This is a genomic window from Janthinobacterium sp. PSRC1-1, assembly GCF_049897525.1.
GTDB classification, from domain to species: Bacteria; Pseudomonadota; Gammaproteobacteria; order Burkholderiales; family Burkholderiaceae_D; genus Janthinobacterium; species Janthinobacterium tructae.
The window spans coordinates 50,956-68,513 of sequence record NZ_JAFCWK010000011.1 but is presented as its reverse complement, the minus strand read 5'-3'; the positions used below and the strand labels follow the sequence as shown (position 1 = coordinate 68,513).

The window sequence follows — 17,558 nt, the reverse complement described above, 5'->3', positions numbered from 1 at the left end:
CCATGAGCCATTTGACCATCATCGTCGCCACCGACCAGCAAGGTGGCATCGGCATCGACAACACCCTGCCGTGGAAATTGCCGGAAGACCTCGCGCATTTCAAGCGCCTGACGACGGGCCACCCCATCCTCATGGGCCGCAAGACCTTCGATTCCATCGGCCGTCCGCTGCCGAACCGCCGCAACATCGTCATCACGCGCAATCCGGACTGGCGCCACGAGGGCGTGGAAGCGGTCTCGTCGCTGGAAGCGGCCATCGCCCTGCTCGATGGCGCCGAAGGCTATGTCATCGGCGGCGCCGACATCTACCGGCAGTCACTGGCCCTGGCGCAGCGTTTGATCATCACGGAAATCGGCCGGACGTTTGACTGCGACGCCTTTTTCCCCGCCGTGGACCATGCCGTATGGCAAGAAACCGCGCGCGAGGCGCAGGTCTCGGAGAAATCCGGCCTGCCGTACGCCTTTGTCACGCTGGAACGCAAAGCCTGATAAGGTGATATAGATAGCCAGAAACATAGCCAGAAGGTTGCTGTAATACCCCTGTCACACCGTTGCGTCACGCTAGCGCATGCTGGTGACGCTAGGCTACGATATTTTTTTCCCGCAGATGCCGCATTTCTGCGAGAATCCCGTTCTTATTTTTTTTCTGCGGCTGCCGGGTTGTACGACCGCCTGACCGTCGCGCCCTAGTCCGCCCCTCCACATCTGTCAGGGGCGGCTTGCTTTTTTGGAGACATGCATGAAATTTCGTTTCCCCATCGTCATCATTGACGAGGATTTCCGTTCTGAAAATACGTCCGGCCTGGGCATTCGCGCCCTTGCCGCCGCAATGGAAAAAGAAGGCATGGAAGTGCTGGGCGTGACCAGCTACGGCGATCTGTCGCAATTTGCCCAGCAACAATCGCGCGCATCGGCCTTCGTGCTGTCGATCGACGATGAAGAGTTCGGCGCCGGCTCCATCGAGGAAACCGACCATGCGCTCAAGTCCCTGCGCGCCTTCGTCGAAGAAATCCGCTACAAGAACGCCGACATCCCGATTTATCTGTACGGTGAAACGCGCACCTCGCGCCACATTCCCAACGATATCCTACGCGAACTGCATGGTTTCATCCACATGTTCGAAGATACGCCGGAATTCGTCGCGCGCCACATCATCCGCGAAGCGAAATCCTACCTCGACGGCCTGTCGCCGCCGTTCTTCCGCGCCCTGGTGCACTACGCCAACGACGGTTCCTACTCGTGGCACTGCCCCGGCCACTCGGGTGGCGTGGCCTTCCTGAAGTCGCCGATCGGCCAGATGTTCCACCAGTTCTTCGGTGAAAACATGCTGCGCGCCGACGTCTGCAACGCCGTCGAAGAACTGGGCCAGCTGCTCGACCATACGGGCCCTGTCGCCGCCTCGGAACGCAATGCGGCGCGCATCTTTAATGCCGATCATTGCTATTTCGTTACCAATGGTACGTCCACCTCGAACAAGATGGTGTGGCACTCGACCGTGGCGCCGGGCGACATCGTCGTCGTCGACCGCAATTGCCACAAGTCGATCTTGCATTCGATCATCATGTGCGGCGCCATTCCCGTGTTCCTGATGCCGACGCGCAATCACCTGGGCATCATCGGCCCCATCCCGCTGCATGAATTCACGCCGGAAAGCATTGCCCGCAAGATCGAGGCGAATCCGTTCGCGCGTGAAGCGAAGAACAAGAAGCCGCGCATCCTGACCATCACGCAATCGACCTACGACGGCGTGATCTACAACGTGGAAACCCTGCGCGAAATGCTGGACGGCAAGATCGACACCCTGCACTTCGATGAAGCATGGCTGCCGCATGCCACCTTCCACGATTTCTACAAGAATATGCACGCCATCGGCAAGGACCGTCCACGCGCCAAGGAATCGATGATCTTCTCGACCCAGTCCACGCACAAATTGCTCGCCGGCCTGTCGCAGGCCTCGCAAATCCTCGTGCGCGAATCGGATACGGTCAAGCTGGACCAGGACGCCTTCAACGAGGCTTACCTGATGCACACCTCGACCTCGCCGCAGTATTCCATCATCGCCTCGTGCGACGTGGCTGCGGCCATGATGGAAGCGCCGGGCGGCACGGCCCTGGTGGAAGAATCGATCATGGAAGCGCTCGATTTCCGCCGCGCCATGAAAAAGATCGACCAGGAATGGGGCCAGGACTGGTGGTTCCAGGTGTGGGGGCCGGACAGCTTCAACGACGAAGGCATGGGCCAGCAGGAAGACTGGATGATACGCGCCGAGGATGACTGGCACGGCTTCGGCGACCTCGCTCCCGGCTTCAACATGCTCGACCCGATCAAGGCGACCATCGTCAACCCGGGCCTGTCGCTCGATGGCCAGTTCGGCGAGACGGGCATCCCCGCGTCCATCGTCACCAAATACCTGGCCGAGCACGGCGTCATCATTGAAAAATGCGGCCTGTACTCGTTCTTCATCATGTTTACCATCGGCATCACCAAGGGCCGCTGGAACACCCTGCTGACGGCCTTGCAGCAGTTCAAGGACGACTACGACAAGAACCAGCCGATGTGGCGCATCCTGCCGGAATTTGCGGCGGCCAACCCGCGCTACGAAAAAATGGGCTTGCGCGACCTGTGCCAGCAAATCCATGATTTCTACAAGGCCTACGATGTGGCGCGTCTGACGACGGAAATGTATCTGTCGGACATGATCCCCGCCATGAAACCGTCGGACGCGTTCGCCAAGATGGCGCACCGCGAAATCGAGCGCGTGGCCATCGACGAACTGGAAGGCCGCATCACGTCCATCCTGCTGACGCCGTATCCACCGGGCATCCCGCTGTTGATCCCGGGCGAGCGCTTCAACAAGACCATCGTCGACTACCTGCGCTTCGCGCGCGACTTCAACGAGCGCTTCCCCGGCTTCGAGACGGATGTGCATGGCCTGGTGAAACGCGAAGTCGATGGCAAGCGCGGCTATTTTGTGGATTGCGTCAAATTGGACGATTAGTGACGGCTCATCCAATCTACTGCGCGGCGCGCTTTGCGGCCGGCGATGCTCACCGTACTAGAGTACGGTTGCGCTTCTCGGCCACAAATCACTGCCGCTCGCTACGATTGGATGAACCGTCGTGACGTTCGTTAAAAACAGTTGATGCTACTTAGCGCCGCCTGATGCAGATCAGGCGGCGTTTTTCATTTCAGGCTACCGCGCACGCTTGCGCCAGATCAAACGGCTGGGGTATCGGGCTTCTAAGATGGGCGACTCGTGCCCTCGTGATGGCTGGCATATGACGCTCAAGGTGTGGCTGGAAATCGTGCAGCAGGCGGCGGCTGGCAGTGGCGCCTTGCTGATGACGGCCTTGAAGCAGGCTCAGGTAACTGTGGCCCGGCGGCACGAAGGCGAGGAGGGAGCGGGCATCGTGCTGTTTGCCGAGGCCGATGCCGCACTGCTGCAAGCGCTGCCGGCCCTGTGCCGGCACGCCTCCGTGCTGGCCATTGCAGCTTGCGGCCGCGTCCCCAGTTGCGCACAACAGCGCGCCCTGATGGCCGCTGGCGCGCTCGATGTGCTGCTGTGGCCAGATGGCGCCATCGATGCGGGCCAGGTGCTGGCGCGCCTGCAGCGCTGGCAAGCCGTGGCGCAGCTGCTGGCGTCCAGCGCCGTGCGCCAGCACCTGGTGGGCGACAGCGCGGCCTGGACCGCCTTGCTGCACCAGGTGGTGGAAATGGCCGCCTTCAGCCAGGCGTCAATGCTGATCACGGGCGAGACGGGCACGGGCAAGGACTTATTGGCGCAACTGGTCCACCGCCTCGGCAACTGCGGCGGCGACTTCACCATCCTCGACTGCACCACCCTGTCACCGGAACTGGCCGGCAGCGAACTGTTCGGCCATGAACGGGGCGCGTTTACGGGCGCCGCCGGGGCGCGCGACGGCGCTTTCGCCCTGGCCGACGGCGGCGTGCTGTTTCTCGACGAAGTGGGCGAACTGCCGCTGACACTGCAGGCGCAGCTGCTGCGCGCCATCCAGGAACGCAAATACAAGCGCGTGGGCGGCAATACCTGGCAACCCACACAATTCAGACTCGTGTGCGCCACCAACCGCGAACTGGAAGACGAAGTGGCGCGCGGCGCCTTTCGCGCCGACCTGTATTACCGTATCGCCGGCTGGCGTTGCCAGACGCCGCCCCTGCGCGAACGCCAGGACGATATCCTGCCACTGGCCCGGCATTTCCTCGCCGAACTGGCCCAGCAGCCGCCGCCCCCGCTGGACGCCGCCGTGCGCGAATACCTGCTGCTGCGCGACTATCCGGGCAATGTGCGCGAGCTGCGCCAGACCGTCACGCGCATCTGGCACCGCCATTGCGGCCCCGGCCCCATCACCATCGGCGCCCTGCCCCCCGATGAACGGCTGCAGGCGCCGCACTGGCCCGACCCGCATTTCGAAGCGGCCGTGCGGCGGGCCCTGGCACAGGGCTGCAAGCTGTCGCACATCACGCGCTGCGCCACCGACACGGCCATCCGCCTGATGCTGGCCGAGGAACACGGCAACAACCAGCGCGCCGCCGCCCGGCTGGGCGTGACCGACCGCGCCCTGCAGATACGCCGCAAGGCCGCCACCTGCGCGGCGCAAGCTGCGGCAGCTACGACACCGGCTACGCCAGCCGCTCGGTGATCCACCTCATGCCAGCCCAGCCAGCCGCAAAAAATTACCTCCCGTGATCAGCGCCACATCCAGCGGCGGCAAGCCCAGCAGCTCAATCTTGTGCAATTCCAGCCCCGGATGCAGCCAGGGACCATCCGAGCCGAACAAGACCTTGTGCGGCCCCGCGCGGCGCACGGCCTGCTGCAGCAAGTCGAAACGGCGCACGCCGGAACTGTCCGTGTAAATGTTCGCGTGACGAACAAGGTGATCGATCAACGCCAGCTGCGCCGCCCAGTCGTCGCCGAAGCTGCCCAGGTGGGGCAGGATGAAGTCGACGTCGGGATACTGCTGCGCCAGCAGTTCGGCCACGGCCACCTCGCCGGCCGGGTCGTACAGCACGGGCAAGCCGAAGAAGCGCGCCGCGTCGCACACTTCGCCGCTGATGCGCGCATCGAGCCGGTGCGCCTTGATGCCGACAAAACCATAGCGTTCGACGGCCGTGCGCACCAGGTCCATGATGCGGCCCCGGTCGCGCCGTGCATGCACGAAGGCAAAACCGTAAAAACGCCGCGGATCGGCAGCGACCAGGCGCGCCACGCCATGGTTGGCGATCGCGTAATCGGAGTGAAAGGTGGCGAACAACACGCTGCGGGCGATGCCAGCCGCCTGCGCGCGGCGCAAGTAAGCATCCAGCGGCGCATCGCTGTCCCACGGTCCGCTCAAGCCGTCGCCCGGTCCCGCATGGCAATGGCAATCGATGACCGCAGACATGGCCGCCGCCCGCTCAGGCCCAGTCGCCCATGACGACGATGCGGTTGCCGCGCCGGCGCCAGCGCCCGCTTTCTTCTTCCTGCTGCGGCGCAGGCGAGCGGAAGTGCGGCAATTGCTGGTGCAGGGCCCGCGTCAGCGCGCTTTCCACGGCGCGCGCGCTGCCATCGCCGTCGGCCGCCAGGCGCGCCGCCTGCCCCGCGATGCGCACGAAGCGGCGCGCCAGCTCCAGCTCGCGGTCGGCCGGCGCCTCGGCTGCCATTTCCAGCTCCAGCGCATTGCTGGCCGCGCGTCCCAGGGCCGAGCCGAGCGCCGTGCCCACGCCCGGTATCGGGATCATCGAGCCGAGCGCGCCGCCGACAAAGGGCAAGGCCGTCTTGGCCATCGCCTTCAAGGCGCCACCCAGGGGCTTGGCCACCTTGGCAATCGTCGAGCCCACCTTCTTGACGCCCTTCCACACGCTCTTGAAGACATTGCCGAGAAATTGCTCGAGTTCTTCCTCGCTGGCCACTTCCAGCAATTCCATGGCCAGCTGCAGTTCCTCCTCTTCGCCGAAGACGGCCGGTGTACGGCCCTTGCCGGGCCAGTCCTGGCCGAATTCCAGCACTTCAAACGCGGCGCCGGCCCGCTGCCGGCATTGCGCGCATGCGCATTCGAGTTGGTGCATGATGTTCTCCTTGATGGTCGATGCCTGGCTGTCAGGTCCACATTCAGGTCCACATTTCCCCCAGCACGGCCAGTTCCAGCTCGCGCCGCTGGTTGGTCAGCACGCCGCGCTGGTTGGCGAACATGTCGTCGTGGATGCGCTGCTCGATGCGGCGCCGCTGCGCCGCCGAGGACAGGTGCGCCACGTACACCTGATGCCCGCTCACGTCGACGCCCATCATCTGGCCGCACAGGCGGTGCTGCAGCAGGCGCCGGTGCAGGTCGTCCGTCTGGCCGCTGTAGGCCCGGCGCCGTCCGCCCGCATCGAACTCGATCACATACAGGCCCGCCCCACGGCCGTTCGGGTCGCGCAAGGCATTGGCGAGCGTGCCCAGCGCCTGGTAGGTCAAGGCTGCCGCTTCCGGCACCCGGCCCATGGTGCCGGCCAGGGTCGGTGGGATTTCGCCCTGCTGCTGGTCATCGTCCTGCACCTGGTCGGCGCCCTGGTCCTGGCCCTGGTCCGCATCCGGCTCCTGCTGGTCGCCAAAAGCCGGTTCCGCCACGGGATAGGGCGCCGGATACAGCGTGGGGTAGATGGCCGGGTAGCCGCCCCAGCCCCGGTAGCGCGGCGGCAGGTAGGGCAAGGGCTGGGCAGCATGGCGGGGCGGCCGGCGCCCCTGCCCCTGGTAGCGCGGCGGCGCGGGACGCCGCTGTCCGCGCAAGGGCGGGCGCGCGCGCAGTCCGCCACCGCGCATGCCGCCGCGAGCGCTACCGGGACGCGGGCGCTCGCCCTCCCATTCGGCCTCGTCCTCCCCTTGCCACTCCTGTGACCATTCCTGTGACCATTCCCCCAGCCATTCCTGCTCGCCGGCCGCGCCGGGCTGCCCCGCAAAGGGCAGCATTTCAAATGCTTCGTGCATATCGCCTCCTGATGTGATGTTCAAGCAAGTCCATCGCCTGCTCCAGTTGCCGGGGCGTCTGGTCGGCCCGCAGCAGAAATGTCAGCGCACCGGGGCCTTCGCCCGCTTGCGCCAGCGCCAGCACGCCCGCTGCGTGCAAGGCCGGCTGCAAATGGGCGCAGCCGGGCAGGCGCTGCACGGGAAAGCTGCCGCCGCGGCAAGCGATGCCGGCCGCCGCCATCCCGCTGCGCCACTGCGCCACCCTGTCCGCCAGCCTGGCGCGCAGGGCGTCGCCATGCTGCGCATTGAGCGCCAGCGCGCGCCGCGCCGCCGCCAGCACGGCGGCCGATGGCGGACTGGCATGCACGCGCGTCTGGCTGTGCGCCGCGAAGCGCCGCAGCAGGCCGTCGCTGCCGGCCAGCACGGCCAGCGGCACGCCAAAGCCCTTGGCCAGCGAGGCGCCGATGATCAGGTGGCCGCCCGCCTTGTCGCAGCCGCCTTGCAAGCCATGCCGCCGCGCCGAGCCGCCGCCTTGCGCACCGGCCACGCCCAGCACCTGCGTGTCGTCCAGCAGCAGATAACCGCCGCCCTGGCGCGCCAGGGCCGCATAGCCGGCCAGCGGCAAAGCCTGTTCGCTGCCTGGCACATAGCCATCGGCCAGGATCAACGGGCGCCGCCCCTGCCCGCCCCAGGCCGCCACCAGGCGCCGCAGCAACGCCATCTCGCCGCTGGGAAACACTTGCTGCGGCAAGCCCAGCGCCTGCGCCCGCTCGGCGCCCCAGCGCGCGATGGCGTAGCTGCCACCATCGACGAGGATCACCAGCCGCTCGGCAGCGAGCATGCCGAACAGGTCCCAGAACAAATGCAGGGTCGATGGCAGCACGCAAGCCGCTTCGCAACCTTGCAGCGCCGCCAGGTCCGCTGCCAGCGCCAGCGCGCCGGGTGGCTCCTGCAGCGCGGCCGGTTGACCCAGGGTCAGGCTGCTCCACGGCGCCAGCGAGGCCGCCGGATGGCGCATGCCCAGGTACAGGGCACTGGTAAAGTCGAGCATGCACGCGCCTCGCTCCCGCCCTAGACGCTGCGCAGCTGCTGGCTCAGGCGCTGGCGCAGCAGCACCGAGGGCATGGTCGCCTCGACCACCGGGTCGCTGCTGTCGACGGACAAATCGACCCCGGTGGCGGCGCGGTAGCCGTGGATATAGCCTTGCACTTGCGGGCGCCAGAAGCGCGCCCAGTTGAACGCCTGGGTCGGCTCATAGATATCGCTCCAGTTGCCGTAGCGCACGGAGAGCAGCAATTGCTCGCCAAAGATGGCCAGGTTACGGAAATGCATCACGCTCGTATCCGTCCAGCCCTGCAGTTTCTTCATGGCATCGACCCGGTCCATCCACGGTTCCGGATACGCCACCATCACGCGCGTGGGCAAAAATTCGCGGAATTCCGGCCGCGCCAGCATCCATTGCTGCATCAGCATCTCGATGCGCGCCGTCGACGGCAAGTCGCCGAACTGGTTGTGCGCGCCCTGCGAGAGGATCAGATGGATTTCCTTCAAGGCGTTCAGCACGGGGAAGGCGTCCGCTTTTACCGTGGTGTCGTCGTCCTGCTTGTAGAACGAGGTGAGCAGGCGCAGCAAATGATGGAACGCTTCGAGGAATTTCGAGCGGCTGTCGGCTGGCCGGAAGTGCTGTACCGCCTTGCCATCGAGACGCACGCCGTAGTGGTGGTCGTACTCGTAATTGCGGCGCACCACGGTCAGCCGGTGCTGCTCATCTTGCGTGTATCCCCACAGCAAGTTGTTCAGCGGGCGCAGCATGTCGATTTCCGTGTTCGACAGGGGATCGAGGCCGCTGCCCGGCGCGCGCAAGTTCTGGAAGCGCTGCGTGATGGCATTCATGGTCTGCACCAGCATGCCCTCTTCGTGCCAGTACGACCAGATCAGTTCCAGCAGGCAAGGGTTGGCCAGCTTTTCCTGGATGATGCCAAAGCACAGGTCCACCTCGCCTTCCTGGCCGCGCGGGATACTGATGGGGATGTCGGGCAGCTTGCGGCGGATCACGGCCAGATACGGCAAGGTCTGGAAGCCATCGATGTTTTCCAGGTAATCGTTGCGCAGCACGGTTTCCAGGTCGCGTCCCTGGGGAATGTCGCGCCGGTCCAGGTAGGCGTTGTCCTCGGCCGGATTGAAGGCCAGCGGCTGGTTCAGCACGCCGCAATTGACCATCACGAACGCTTCCGTCGCCACTTTCAGCACGCGGTAGGAATCTGAATCCGAGAACGGCAGCGCGCGGCGCTGCTTGAGCTGCTGGAACATGTCGGCCTTCTTCACGAAGCGTTCCTGCTCGAAGCCGCGCACATTGGCCAGGTCGCCGCAAAACAGGCTGTCCATGAAATGCAGGTAATTCGTAAACGACATCGCTTCGGTGCTGTTGCGTATCAAGGTCCACAGCGGCAAGTCTTCCGTCGGCTCCGTCTCCGTGCGCGTCAGCGACACGCCCACATTGCCGGAGATGGGCTGCGGCTGGCGCTCTTCCGTCTCGTAGTCCGCATCCACGGCCAGCATGGCATTCGGGCTGAGGCCCTCCGGCACGGGCAAGGCATTGCGCAGTTCGGGCCGCTGCGACAGCATCATCTGCGCCGCGAAACGGTGCATGCCGGTGCGCCGCACTGGTGTGGAAAACGCGTTCGGCGTACCGCGCAGGGGCACCCACGGCGCGGCGGCCAGCACCTGCACCAGGTCGCGCCCGTCGGCGCTTTGATCGCCGTCAAACGAGACGCTGGCCACGGCGCGGTCGCCCACCCTGCCGAACTGACAATCGCTGGGATGGCAGTCCGGTGTTTCAAACGCCAGCGCCACCTGCGGGTTGAGCTGTGGCTTGAAGCACAGCACGGCGCTGCAGCCGGTCTGCACCGTCACACACTGGGGCGCGGTGGCGGGAAAATTGCCATACACCCCCACGTAACTGCCCGTCGTCAGGTCGGAAAACACGGTGCAGCCGTTGCCATCGGTCCAGCGCACACCCACCAGCATGGCGGGATCGGCCACCCAGGTGGCGGGATTGAAATTATGGCAATCCGCATCAAGCCCCCGGTACAGGCTGACGGCCGCATTGACGACCATGACTCCGCTATTCTGCTCGTGCACGGTAACGGCGATGCTGCCACCGTGTTGTTTCGGGCCCGCCTGGCCCGCCACCCCGCTTTTGCCACTCCTGTTGCTGCTCATCTTGCTGCTCATGTCATTCTCCTCAATGGATAATCAAACGCGATGCCAGGGGCGCGAGCGCCCTGCCGGGCTGGCGGCCATGCCGTACGACGTCGGCGCACAGCTCCGATGTGTCCAGGGTGCTGCGCAGGGCCCAATGGGTCAGCAAACGTCCCAGCAACTCGCTTTCGTCTTCGGGACTCAGGCTGCCACTGGCGCGCGCCTGGCCCAGTACGGCGAACACCAGGGTCGGCGTGGCCTGGTACATCTGCGCCGGCGCCAGGCTCCAGCTGCGAAACAGCCGCGCCAGCATGGCCGGCTGGCGCGTGTGCACGGCCATGGCTTCGACCAGCGAGCCGCCGCGCAAGGCGGGCGGCCGGTGCTGCACCAGCAAGCCCACCAGGGCCGCCATGCTGGCCTGCAACTGTTCCAGCAGCCGCTGCCGGGCCGGCGGCAGACCGGCCAGCGGGTAGTACGACAGCCACAGCTGTTCCAGCCGGTCCCACTGCGGATGCGGATACAGGGCCCGTCCCATGGCGCAGCTCAGGCGCACCCGCAGCCATGGCACCGGGTGGGGATCGTCGATATTGAGACGGAAGACAAACACGCGCGGCAGGCTGACCACGCCGATCAGACCCAGGGTGGCGGCCACGCCGACGCGCGCCAGCGACCAGAAATCGGCCACGATCTCGGAGATCCACCGTTCCCACAGCTGCCATACGTGCACCAGGCCGCTGCCGCCGTGCTGCATCGCTTGCAGCACGGGCCGCAAGGACGCCACCAGGTCCAGCAGGGCCGCGCCTTGGTGCCCCACCTCGTGCACCAGCGACGAGGCGATGCTGCTGCCGATCATGCGTTCGCGCGGCAGGCGGATGATGGCCACGGGATTGTCGCCGCCGCCCGGCAGGCGCGTGCGGGCGCGGCGGATGGCCGCGCCCGGCCCCCGGTCCAGGTAGCAGATCACGGGCGGCGCCTGGTACACATTGCCGGGCAGCGCCAGCGCGTCGGCGGCAACGATGTCCAGGCCGGCCAGCCACACGCCCGTCTTGTGCTCGCTGCGCTGCGTGATGACTTCGTTGAACAGGTCGAACTGGGTCAGCGCGGCGTTGAATTTCAGGCGCAGGAAAGTGAAGCGGCGCTGCGCCTCGGCGGCGGTAGCCATGCTGGCGCCGTCGGCGTGTTCGCGCCGCAGCCACCACTGGAACTGGGCCACCATGCGCCGCAACTCGCGCCGGCCCTGCACCAGCTGGCTTTCGATGGCCGACTGGGCGCTGGGCATCAGGGCGGCCGCCAGCACCGTCGGCTCGATCAGCGCGAACGGTTCCAGCCGCGCCAGCCGCGTCAGCAGCGAGCGCGCCTCCTGCGCCAGCATCCAGGCAGCGTAAGCGCCGATGGCCATGATGTCAGACGCCGTACAGGACGATTTTATGGCCCTGGCGCGCCCAGCGCCCGCTGGACGGGCGCATGCCCGATGCCGGACGCGCGCCGGCCGGCGCCATGGCGCCCGCGCCGCTGCCGTTCTGCGTGGCGACCTGACTGGCCGCGCGTCCCAGCAGGCCCGGTGCGAACTGGCGCGCCGCCGCACTGGCCGCCGCCTGGGCGATGGCGCGCGGGTCGCCATTGCCGCGCGCTTGTGCGGCGCGGTTGACGGTGTCGGCGGCAAGGCGCACGAATTGCTTGGCGCCCTCGAATTCGCGGTCTTCATTCGATGACGCTTCCCCTTCCAGCCCCAGCGCGCTGCCGGCAGCCGACGCCAGGCCGCTGCCGATCTTGGCCCCCAGCGGACCGCCGAAATAGCCGCCGATGGCGCCGCCGGCCAGGGGAATCGCCTTCTTCGCCACGCCCTTGAGCACGCCGCCGATGGCTTGTCCCACGGGTGACTTGATGATGCCGCCCGCCACCGACGCGGCCTTGCGCAGGAAGTTGCCGAGAAACTGTTCCAGTTCGGCTTCATTGCTGACCGACAGCAGTTCATTGGCCAGCTCCATCTCCTCGGCCTCGGAAAACATGGCGTTCGCGCCGCCCTCGCCGCTCCACTCGCCCTGGCCGAACTCGAACTGCTCCGCTTCAAAGCCGGACATCTCCTGCCCGTATTCCAGGGTCGTACGATCTATGTCATGCATGATGAGCTCCTCAAAGTTAACACCTCGGTTGACACCTCAGTTCGGATTACCTTGCCGGACAGCCTGGCCATCCGGCTAACAATCGAGCACGACGATGTGCCCGCCCTCGCGGCGCCAGCGGCCAGCGTCCCGTCCCGGCGTTTGCGCCGCCTGCCTGAGCAAGCCTGGCGCCACGCTACGCGCCACCTGCAGCAGGGCAGTCTCCACCCGCGCGCCGGGCGCGCGCGCGTCCATGCCGCCGTCCTGCGCCAGTTCCGTATTGACGGCATCGATCAGATGCACAACCTGGCGCGCCAGTTCGAATTCCTTGTCTTCCGGGCTCAATCCTTCCAGTTCCATGCCGAAGATGCCGGCGGCGCGCCGCTTGAGCGCCTGCGGCGAACCGCCATGCAGGGGCAGCAGGGGCGCCACCACCTTGCCCAGCAGCTGGCGCAGCGGCCCTTCCAGCGGCGTGCCGCGCACTTGCCGGCCCGCCACGGTGGCGCCCAGCTGGCGTGTCAGGAAAGCATCGAACTGGGCCGGCCCCTGCAATTCCAGCAAGTGCGCCGCCAGGGCCAGCTCATCTTCCTGCTGCAGGGGCGGCATGGCCGGCGCATCAGGCAATTCCATTTCGGGACGATAGGCGAGCAGGCGGCTGGTCATGGCAGGCTCCGGTGAAAGATGGGCGAATCGCCCATGCCTCCCTGACGCAAGGGCCATGCCAGCCATATGCGGGGAAAGGACGTGGGGGAAGAACGGCATGGCACGGCGAACGATGTTTCGCCGATGGCGTAAAAACCATCGTTTCCGGCGAAGCGAGTTTCGTTGTCAAGATAAGCTTTCCAACAAGCTTAATTGGCAGGAATGATTACGTCGCCTATCCGCCACAGTGCGCGTCATCAGCAAAAAATATTTTTCATTTTCAAAAAACAAACTTCGCGCTATGTCGACAAAAAAACCCTCAATGACACGCCAACACCGATTAACAATAAACGTAGCCAACACGCAAATAGTTAATTGGAAAGAAGATTCTGGTAAGCAAGCCCTACAATTAACGGGCCATATTTTAATTGCCCGAAAGAAACTAAATGACTCCCCCTACTTTGCGCCGCTTACTGGTCATCACATTGCTCAGTCTGCTATCCGCCTGCGGCGGTGGCGGTGGCGGCGACAGCAAGACCGGCGCGCCCCAGAACCCGGACGTTTCGGTCGTGCCGCCGGCGACCACCGCCCCCGGCACGACGCCGGGCGACGCCATTCCACCCCCGCCCCTGAGCACGCCGCCGGCCAAACAGACGACCACCTTCACGCGCCAGGAAGCGTCGCGCTTCCTGGGCCGGGCCACGTTCGGCCCCAACATGGCGGCCATCGATGCGCTGGCGGCCAGCGACAGCGACGCCTGGTTCGAGGCCCAGTTTTCCAAGCCGCAAACCTTGCACCGCAAATATATTGACGCCAAGTATCCGGCTGCAGGCGCAGCGGCCACCCAGGCCGTGTCAAACGACTTTTATGAGTCGTTCTGGCAGCAAGCCGTGCGCGGCGACGACCAGTTGCGCCAGCGCGTGGCCTTTGCCCTGTCTGAAATCTTCGTCGTCTCCACGCAAAACGCGGCCGTAGGGCCGCAAACGCGGGGCCTCGCCAGTTACTACGATATGCTGGGACAACAGGCGTTCGGCAACTTCCGCACCCTGCTGCAGGGTGTGGCCACCCACCCGATGATGGGGCTGTACCTGTCGCACCTACGCAACCAGAAGGAATCAGCCACACGCACACCCGACGAAAATTTCGCGCGCGAAGTCATGCAGTTATTTACCATCGGCCTGTACCAGCTGAACGCGGATGGCTCATTGAAAATGTCCGGCGGCAAACCCATCGACACCTACACGCGCGACGATGTGAGCGGCCTGGCGAAAGTGTTTACGGGCTGGAGCTGGGCCGGCCCCGACCAGGGCACGAAGCGTTTTTTTGGCAGCCTGGCCGATCCGGACCGCGACTGGAAACCGATGCAGAACTATGCGGCGTTTCACTCCACCAGCGAAAAACACTTTCTCGGCGTGAGTGCGGCCGGCGCCGGCAGCGGCGAAGCGGACATGGCACTGGCCCTCGACACCCTGTTCAAGCATCCGAACGTTGGCCCGTTCTTTGGCCGCCAGCTGATCCAGCGCCTGGTCACCAGCAATCCCAGCCCGGCCTATGTGGGCCGGGTCGCGGCCGCCTTTGCCAACAATGGTGCGGGCGTGCGCGGCGACATGCAGGCCGTGATCCGCGCCGTGCTGCTGGACCCCGAAGCGCTGGCGCCAGCCGGCAGCACCCTGCGCACGGGCAAACTGCGCGAACCGCTGCTGCGCTTGGGCAACTGGATGCGCGCGTTTAACGCCAAGGATGCTGCTTTGCAGTACCGCATCTATTACCTCAGCGATCCGCTGTCGGGACTGGGCCAGAACCCCATGAACGCGCCGTCCGTCTTCAACTACTTCCGTCCCTCCTACGTGCCGCCCAATTCCGCGCTGGCGACGGCGGGCCTGGTGGCGCCGGAAATGCAGATCACGTCTGAGCCGTCCGTCACCGGCTACCTGAACTTCATGCAGGATGCCATCAGCGGCGGCGTGGCGGAAAGCCGTGCCGTGCGGGCCGACTACTCGGCCGAACTGGCCCTGGCCGAGCAGCCTGCCGCCTTGCTGGAGCGGGTCAACTTGCTGCTGATGTCGGGCCATATGTCGTCCCGGCTGCGCAGCAAAATCCTCTCGGCCATCACCAGCATCGCGATTCCCGCCGCCAGCGGCAGCAATGCCGCGCAAGTGACGACGGCGAAAACCAACCGCGTGCACCTGGCCATTTTCCTGGCCATGGCCTCGCCTGAATACCTGGTTCAAAAATAAGGAAGCTGCATGACTATCACCTCCCACTTCTCGCGCCGGCGCTTCCTCGGCTCCATGCTGGGCCTGGCCGGCAGCACGGCTGCGCCATTCGCCCTCAACCTAGCCGCCATGGGCCAGGCAGCGGCCCAGTCGGCCGACGACTACAAGGCTCTCGTGTGCCTGTTCATGGCCGGCGGCAACGATACCTTCAACACGGTGCTGGCCACCGACACGCCATCCTGGAGTGAATACTTACGGTTACGCAACACGGGCGGCAACGATTCGATCCACCTGCCCGGCGTGGGCGAAACGGGCGGCGTGCTGCCGATCGTGCCCGCCACGGCGCAGGCAGGCCGCAGCTTTGCCCTGCATCCCGCCCTCGCCCCCGTGAAAGACCTGTTCGACGGCGGCCGCGCCGCCATCCTTGCCAATGTGGGCACCCTGATCCAGCCTGTCACCCTGGCGCAATACAAGGCGGGCAATGTGGCGCTGCCGCCGAAACTGTTTTCGCATAACGACCAGCAATCGACCTGGCAATCGGGCTTGCCGGAAGGCGCCAGCGTGGGCTGGGGCGGACGCCTGGGCGACCTGCTCGGCACGGGCAACGGCAATGCCACGTTTACGGCCATCTCGGCCGCGTCGAACGCGCTGTTCCTCAGCGGGCGCCAGGTGCGCCAGTTCCAGGTGGGCAAGGCGGGCGCCGTACCCATCCGCAATATCGGCAGCGGCTATCTGTTCGGCAGCACCCAGGGCGAGACCGCCTTGCGCGACATCATCAGCACGGCGGGCGACGACCTGATGGAGCAGGAACACGTGGCGACGGTGCAGCGCGCCATTTCCAGCCAGGGCGTGCTGAGCGGCGCCATGCTGGCGGCCGGCGCGGGTGGCGTGCCCAATCCGCCGCCCTATGTCAACCCGAACACGGGCGCGTCCGGCGTCAACCAGCTGGCCGTGCAATTGCAGACGGTGGCGCGCATCATCGGCGGGCGCGGCGCCCTGGCGGCGAAACGGCAAGTGTTTTATGTGACCTTGGGCAGTTTCGACACGCATGACCGCCAGAAGGAATTGCATGGCGACCTGATGGCGCGCCTGGCACACGCGCTGGCGTATTTCGACGCCACCCTGGCGGCCCTGCAGGGCACCGATGTACGGCGCCAGGTGACGACCTTCACGGCCTCGGACTTCGGCCGCACCTTCAGCAGCAACGGCGACGGCACGGACCACGGCTGGGGCGCGCACCACTTTATCGTGGGCGGTGCCGTGAAAGGGGGCGACATCTACGGCACCGTCCCCGCCACGGGCCTGGGCCATGCGCTGGACGTGGGTTCCGGCGCCCTGCTGCCGACCACCTCCGTCGACCAGTACGGCGCCACCCTGGCCAAGTGGTTCGGCGTGGCCGACAGCCAGCTGGCCGAGGTGTTCCCGAATATCGGCAACTTCAGCCAGCGCGATCTGGGTTTCATGACAGTCACTTAACCGTTCACGGCGATGCTCAGGGTGACGACATAGCCCTGCGTGGCATTGCCCGTCACCGTGGCCATCTGCAAGCTGCTGCCGTCGCTGAAAACGTTGTCGGTGGCATAGCTGATCTGCGCCAGGTTGCGCACGCTGGCCGTGTAGCCGCTGGCCGTGTAGGCCTCGTTCAAGGTTGCCATCGGGAAGGTGAACTGCGACGTCTTGAGGCGGTTCGCGCCGCTAGCCGCCTTGTCCAGGCTGGGATACACCTCGACATGCACGTGCGGCATGCGCCCCGCATAGCAGCCGGGAAAGATCGTCGTAAAACCGAGATTGCCGGACGCATCCGTTTCCTGCACGCCGCGCAGGTAATTTTGCGCCGTCACGCCGCTCGAATACAGCGAATACAAGCCGTCGCGGTCGCAATGCCATACATACACGGCATAGCCGGCCAGGCTGGCGCAGCTGGCGCTGGCGTTAAGCAACTGCAACTTGATGCTCAATGGCACGCCCTCCGCCACACCCGTGGCGCCGTTAAAACTGGCGCGGATATCGCTGCGCACCACGCCCGACTGCTTCAGCACGTTGATGATGCTGCCGCCATGCGTGTTCGTGCCATCGGCCGGATACGGCCCGCCCGTTTCCTCGGGCATCACCGGGCAGGCGCCCGCGACCGGTAGCGTGACGGCGCTGCCGGACGTGCCCGTGCTGGCAGCGCCGCCTGCCGCCGAACCGCCGCCGCAGCTCATCAAAGGCAAGGTGGCGGCGCCGGCCAGCAGCCAGCGCAGGACTTGCCGCCGCTCGGCCGCCTGCCGCATCATTTCGAGGTCGGATACCAGACCGTGATCATGTAATTCCATACATACTCCAACAAATGGGGCAAGCCCGCCAAGGCGGGACTCAGACTGGCGCACAAGTACAGCGCCTGGGTCGCCTGGCGCGAAAACGCCGGCAAGCTGCGGTCCGGACGCGGGGCTTGGATGCGCATGCAGACTCTCCC

General features: G+C 65.7%; 15 protein-coding genes. 5 read left to right on the top strand and 10 right to left on the bottom strand.

Features of this window, described 5'->3' with window-relative positions; all coding sequences use genetic code 11:
• The first annotated feature begins 2 nt into the window (after positions 1-2).
• The 3 genes from ACP7DW_RS21610 (at position 3) to ACP7DW_RS21600 (ending at position 4,660) form a co-directional block, all read left to right on the top strand.
• Positions 3-488 carry a dihydrofolate reductase gene (locus tag ACP7DW_RS21610; protein ID WP_426056656.1) on the top strand — a complete coding sequence of 162 codons (486 nt, stop codon included), beginning with the start codon at positions 3-5 and terminating at the stop codon, positions 486-488.
• Positions 489-738: 250 nt separating this feature from the next.
• On the top strand, positions 739-2,997 hold the full coding sequence (locus ACP7DW_RS21605; protein ID WP_141169729.1) for an arginine/lysine/ornithine decarboxylase: 2,259 nt from the start codon (positions 739-741) through the stop codon (positions 2,995-2,997).
• 280 nt (positions 2,998-3,277) lie between these two features.
• Positions 3,278-4,660 (top strand): sigma 54-interacting transcriptional regulator, encoded by a 1,383-nt coding sequence (locus ACP7DW_RS21600; protein WP_426056658.1) that lies wholly within the window; start codon positions 3,278-3,280, stop codon positions 4,658-4,660.
• 6 nt (positions 4,661-4,666) lie between these two features.
• Here ACP7DW_RS21600 and ACP7DW_RS21595 read toward each other — a convergent pair whose 3' ends face one another.
• The 8 genes from ACP7DW_RS21595 to ACP7DW_RS21560 form a co-directional block, all read right to left on the bottom strand.
• Positions 4,667-5,401: an amidohydrolase family protein gene (locus tag ACP7DW_RS21595; protein ID WP_426056659.1), complete on the bottom strand. Its 735-nt coding sequence runs from the start codon at positions 5,399-5,401 to the stop codon at positions 4,667-4,669.
• Between the two features lie 13 nt (positions 5,402-5,414).
• Positions 5,415-6,065, bottom strand: a complete 651-nt coding sequence (locus ACP7DW_RS21590) for a hypothetical protein (RefSeq protein ID WP_426056661.1) — start codon at positions 6,063-6,065, stop codon at positions 5,415-5,417.
• A gap of 43 nt (positions 6,066-6,108) precedes the next feature.
• Positions 6,109-6,963, bottom strand: coding sequence for a hypothetical protein (locus tag ACP7DW_RS21585; RefSeq protein WP_426056662.1), 855 nt, complete (start codon positions 6,961-6,963; stop codon positions 6,109-6,111).
• Positions 6,947-7,993: an aminotransferase class I/II-fold pyridoxal phosphate-dependent enzyme gene (locus ACP7DW_RS21580; protein ID WP_426056664.1), complete on the bottom strand. Its 1,047-nt coding sequence runs from the start codon at positions 7,991-7,993 to the stop codon at positions 6,947-6,949. Before ACP7DW_RS21580 ends, ACP7DW_RS21585 begins: the two co-directional genes overlap by 17 nt.
• Positions 7,994-8,013: 20 nt before the next feature.
• Positions 8,014-10,176: a hypothetical protein gene (locus tag ACP7DW_RS21575; RefSeq protein WP_426056666.1), complete on the bottom strand. Its 2,163-nt coding sequence runs from the start codon at positions 10,174-10,176 to the stop codon at positions 8,014-8,016.
• A 10-nt stretch (positions 10,177-10,186) separates the two neighbouring features.
• Positions 10,187-11,479, bottom strand: coding sequence for a hypothetical protein (locus ACP7DW_RS21570; protein WP_426085230.1), 1,293 nt, complete (start codon positions 11,477-11,479; stop codon positions 10,187-10,189).
• A gap of 67 nt (positions 11,480-11,546) precedes the next feature.
• Positions 11,547-12,266, bottom strand: coding sequence for a hypothetical protein (locus ACP7DW_RS21565; RefSeq protein WP_152252015.1), 720 nt, complete (start codon positions 12,264-12,266; stop codon positions 11,547-11,549).
• Between the two features lie 75 nt (positions 12,267-12,341).
• Positions 12,342-12,908, bottom strand: coding sequence for a hypothetical protein (locus tag ACP7DW_RS21560; protein WP_426056667.1), 567 nt, complete (start codon positions 12,906-12,908; stop codon positions 12,342-12,344).
• Between the two features lie 425 nt (positions 12,909-13,333).
• On the opposite strand from ACP7DW_RS21560, the gene ACP7DW_RS21555 reads away from it, so the two are divergent.
• Positions 13,334-15,124, top strand: coding sequence for a DUF1800 domain-containing protein (locus ACP7DW_RS21555; protein ID WP_426056669.1), 1,791 nt, complete (start codon positions 13,334-13,336; stop codon positions 15,122-15,124).
• A gap of 9 nt (positions 15,125-15,133) precedes the next feature.
• Positions 15,134-16,579 carry a DUF1501 domain-containing protein gene (locus ACP7DW_RS21550; RefSeq protein ID WP_426056671.1) on the top strand — a complete coding sequence of 482 codons (1,446 nt, stop codon included), beginning with the start codon at positions 15,134-15,136 and terminating at the stop codon, positions 16,577-16,579.
• Here ACP7DW_RS21550 and ACP7DW_RS21545 read toward each other — a convergent pair.
• Positions 16,576-17,418: an intradiol ring-cleavage dioxygenase gene (locus ACP7DW_RS21545; RefSeq protein ID WP_426056673.1), complete on the bottom strand. Its 843-nt coding sequence runs from the start codon at positions 17,416-17,418 to the stop codon at positions 16,576-16,578. The genes ACP7DW_RS21550 and ACP7DW_RS21545 overlap by 4 nt on opposite strands.
• Positions 17,376-17,546 (bottom strand): hypothetical protein, encoded by a 171-nt coding sequence (locus ACP7DW_RS21540; RefSeq protein ID WP_426056674.1) that lies wholly within the window; start codon positions 17,544-17,546, stop codon positions 17,376-17,378. The genes ACP7DW_RS21545 and ACP7DW_RS21540 overlap by 43 nt, the downstream gene beginning before the upstream one ends.
• Positions 17,547-17,558 lie beyond the last annotated feature (12 nt).

Bases quoted from the DNA above. Each gene is read 5' to 3' on its own strand.
- ACP7DW_RS21540 (WP_426056674.1), bottom strand. From the start codon at position 17,546: ATGCGCATCCAAGCCCCGCGTCCGGACCGCAGCTTGCCGGCGTTTTCG.
- ACP7DW_RS21550 (WP_426056671.1), top strand. From the start codon at position 15,134: ATGACTATCACCTCCCACTTCTCGCGCCGGCGCTTCCTCGGCTCCATG.
- ACP7DW_RS21605 (WP_141169729.1), top strand. From the start codon at position 739: ATGAAATTTCGTTTCCCCATCGTCATCATTGACGAGGATTTCCGTTCT.
- ACP7DW_RS21555 (WP_426056669.1), top strand. From the start codon at position 13,334: ATGACTCCCCCTACTTTGCGCCGCTTACTGGTCATCACATTGCTCAGT.
- ACP7DW_RS21600 (WP_426056658.1), top strand. From the start codon at position 3,278: ATGACGCTCAAGGTGTGGCTGGAAATCGTGCAGCAGGCGGCGGCTGGC.
- ACP7DW_RS21590 (WP_426056661.1), bottom strand. From the start codon at position 6,065: ATGCACCAACTCGAATGCGCATGCGCGCAATGCCGGCAGCGGGCCGGC.
- ACP7DW_RS21545 (WP_426056673.1), bottom strand. From the start codon at position 17,418: ATGGAATTACATGATCACGGTCTGGTATCCGACCTCGAAATGATGCGG.
- ACP7DW_RS21580 (WP_426056664.1), bottom strand. From the start codon at position 7,993: ATGCTCGACTTTACCAGTGCCCTGTACCTGGGCATGCGCCATCCGGCG.
- ACP7DW_RS21575 (WP_426056666.1), bottom strand. From the start codon at position 10,176: ATGAGCAGCAAGATGAGCAGCAACAGGAGTGGCAAAAGCGGGGTGGCG.
- ACP7DW_RS21610 (WP_426056656.1), top strand. From the start codon at position 3: ATGAGCCATTTGACCATCATCGTCGCCACCGACCAGCAAGGTGGCATC.
- ACP7DW_RS21595 (WP_426056659.1), bottom strand. From the start codon at position 5,401: ATGTCTGCGGTCATCGATTGCCATTGCCATGCGGGACCGGGCGACGGC.
- ACP7DW_RS21585 (WP_426056662.1), bottom strand. From the start codon at position 6,963: ATGCACGAAGCATTTGAAATGCTGCCCTTTGCGGGGCAGCCCGGCGCG.
- ACP7DW_RS21565 (WP_152252015.1), bottom strand. From the start codon at position 12,266: ATGCATGACATAGATCGTACGACCCTGGAATACGGGCAGGAGATGTCC.
- ACP7DW_RS21560 (WP_426056667.1), bottom strand. From the start codon at position 12,908: ATGACCAGCCGCCTGCTCGCCTATCGTCCCGAAATGGAATTGCCTGAT.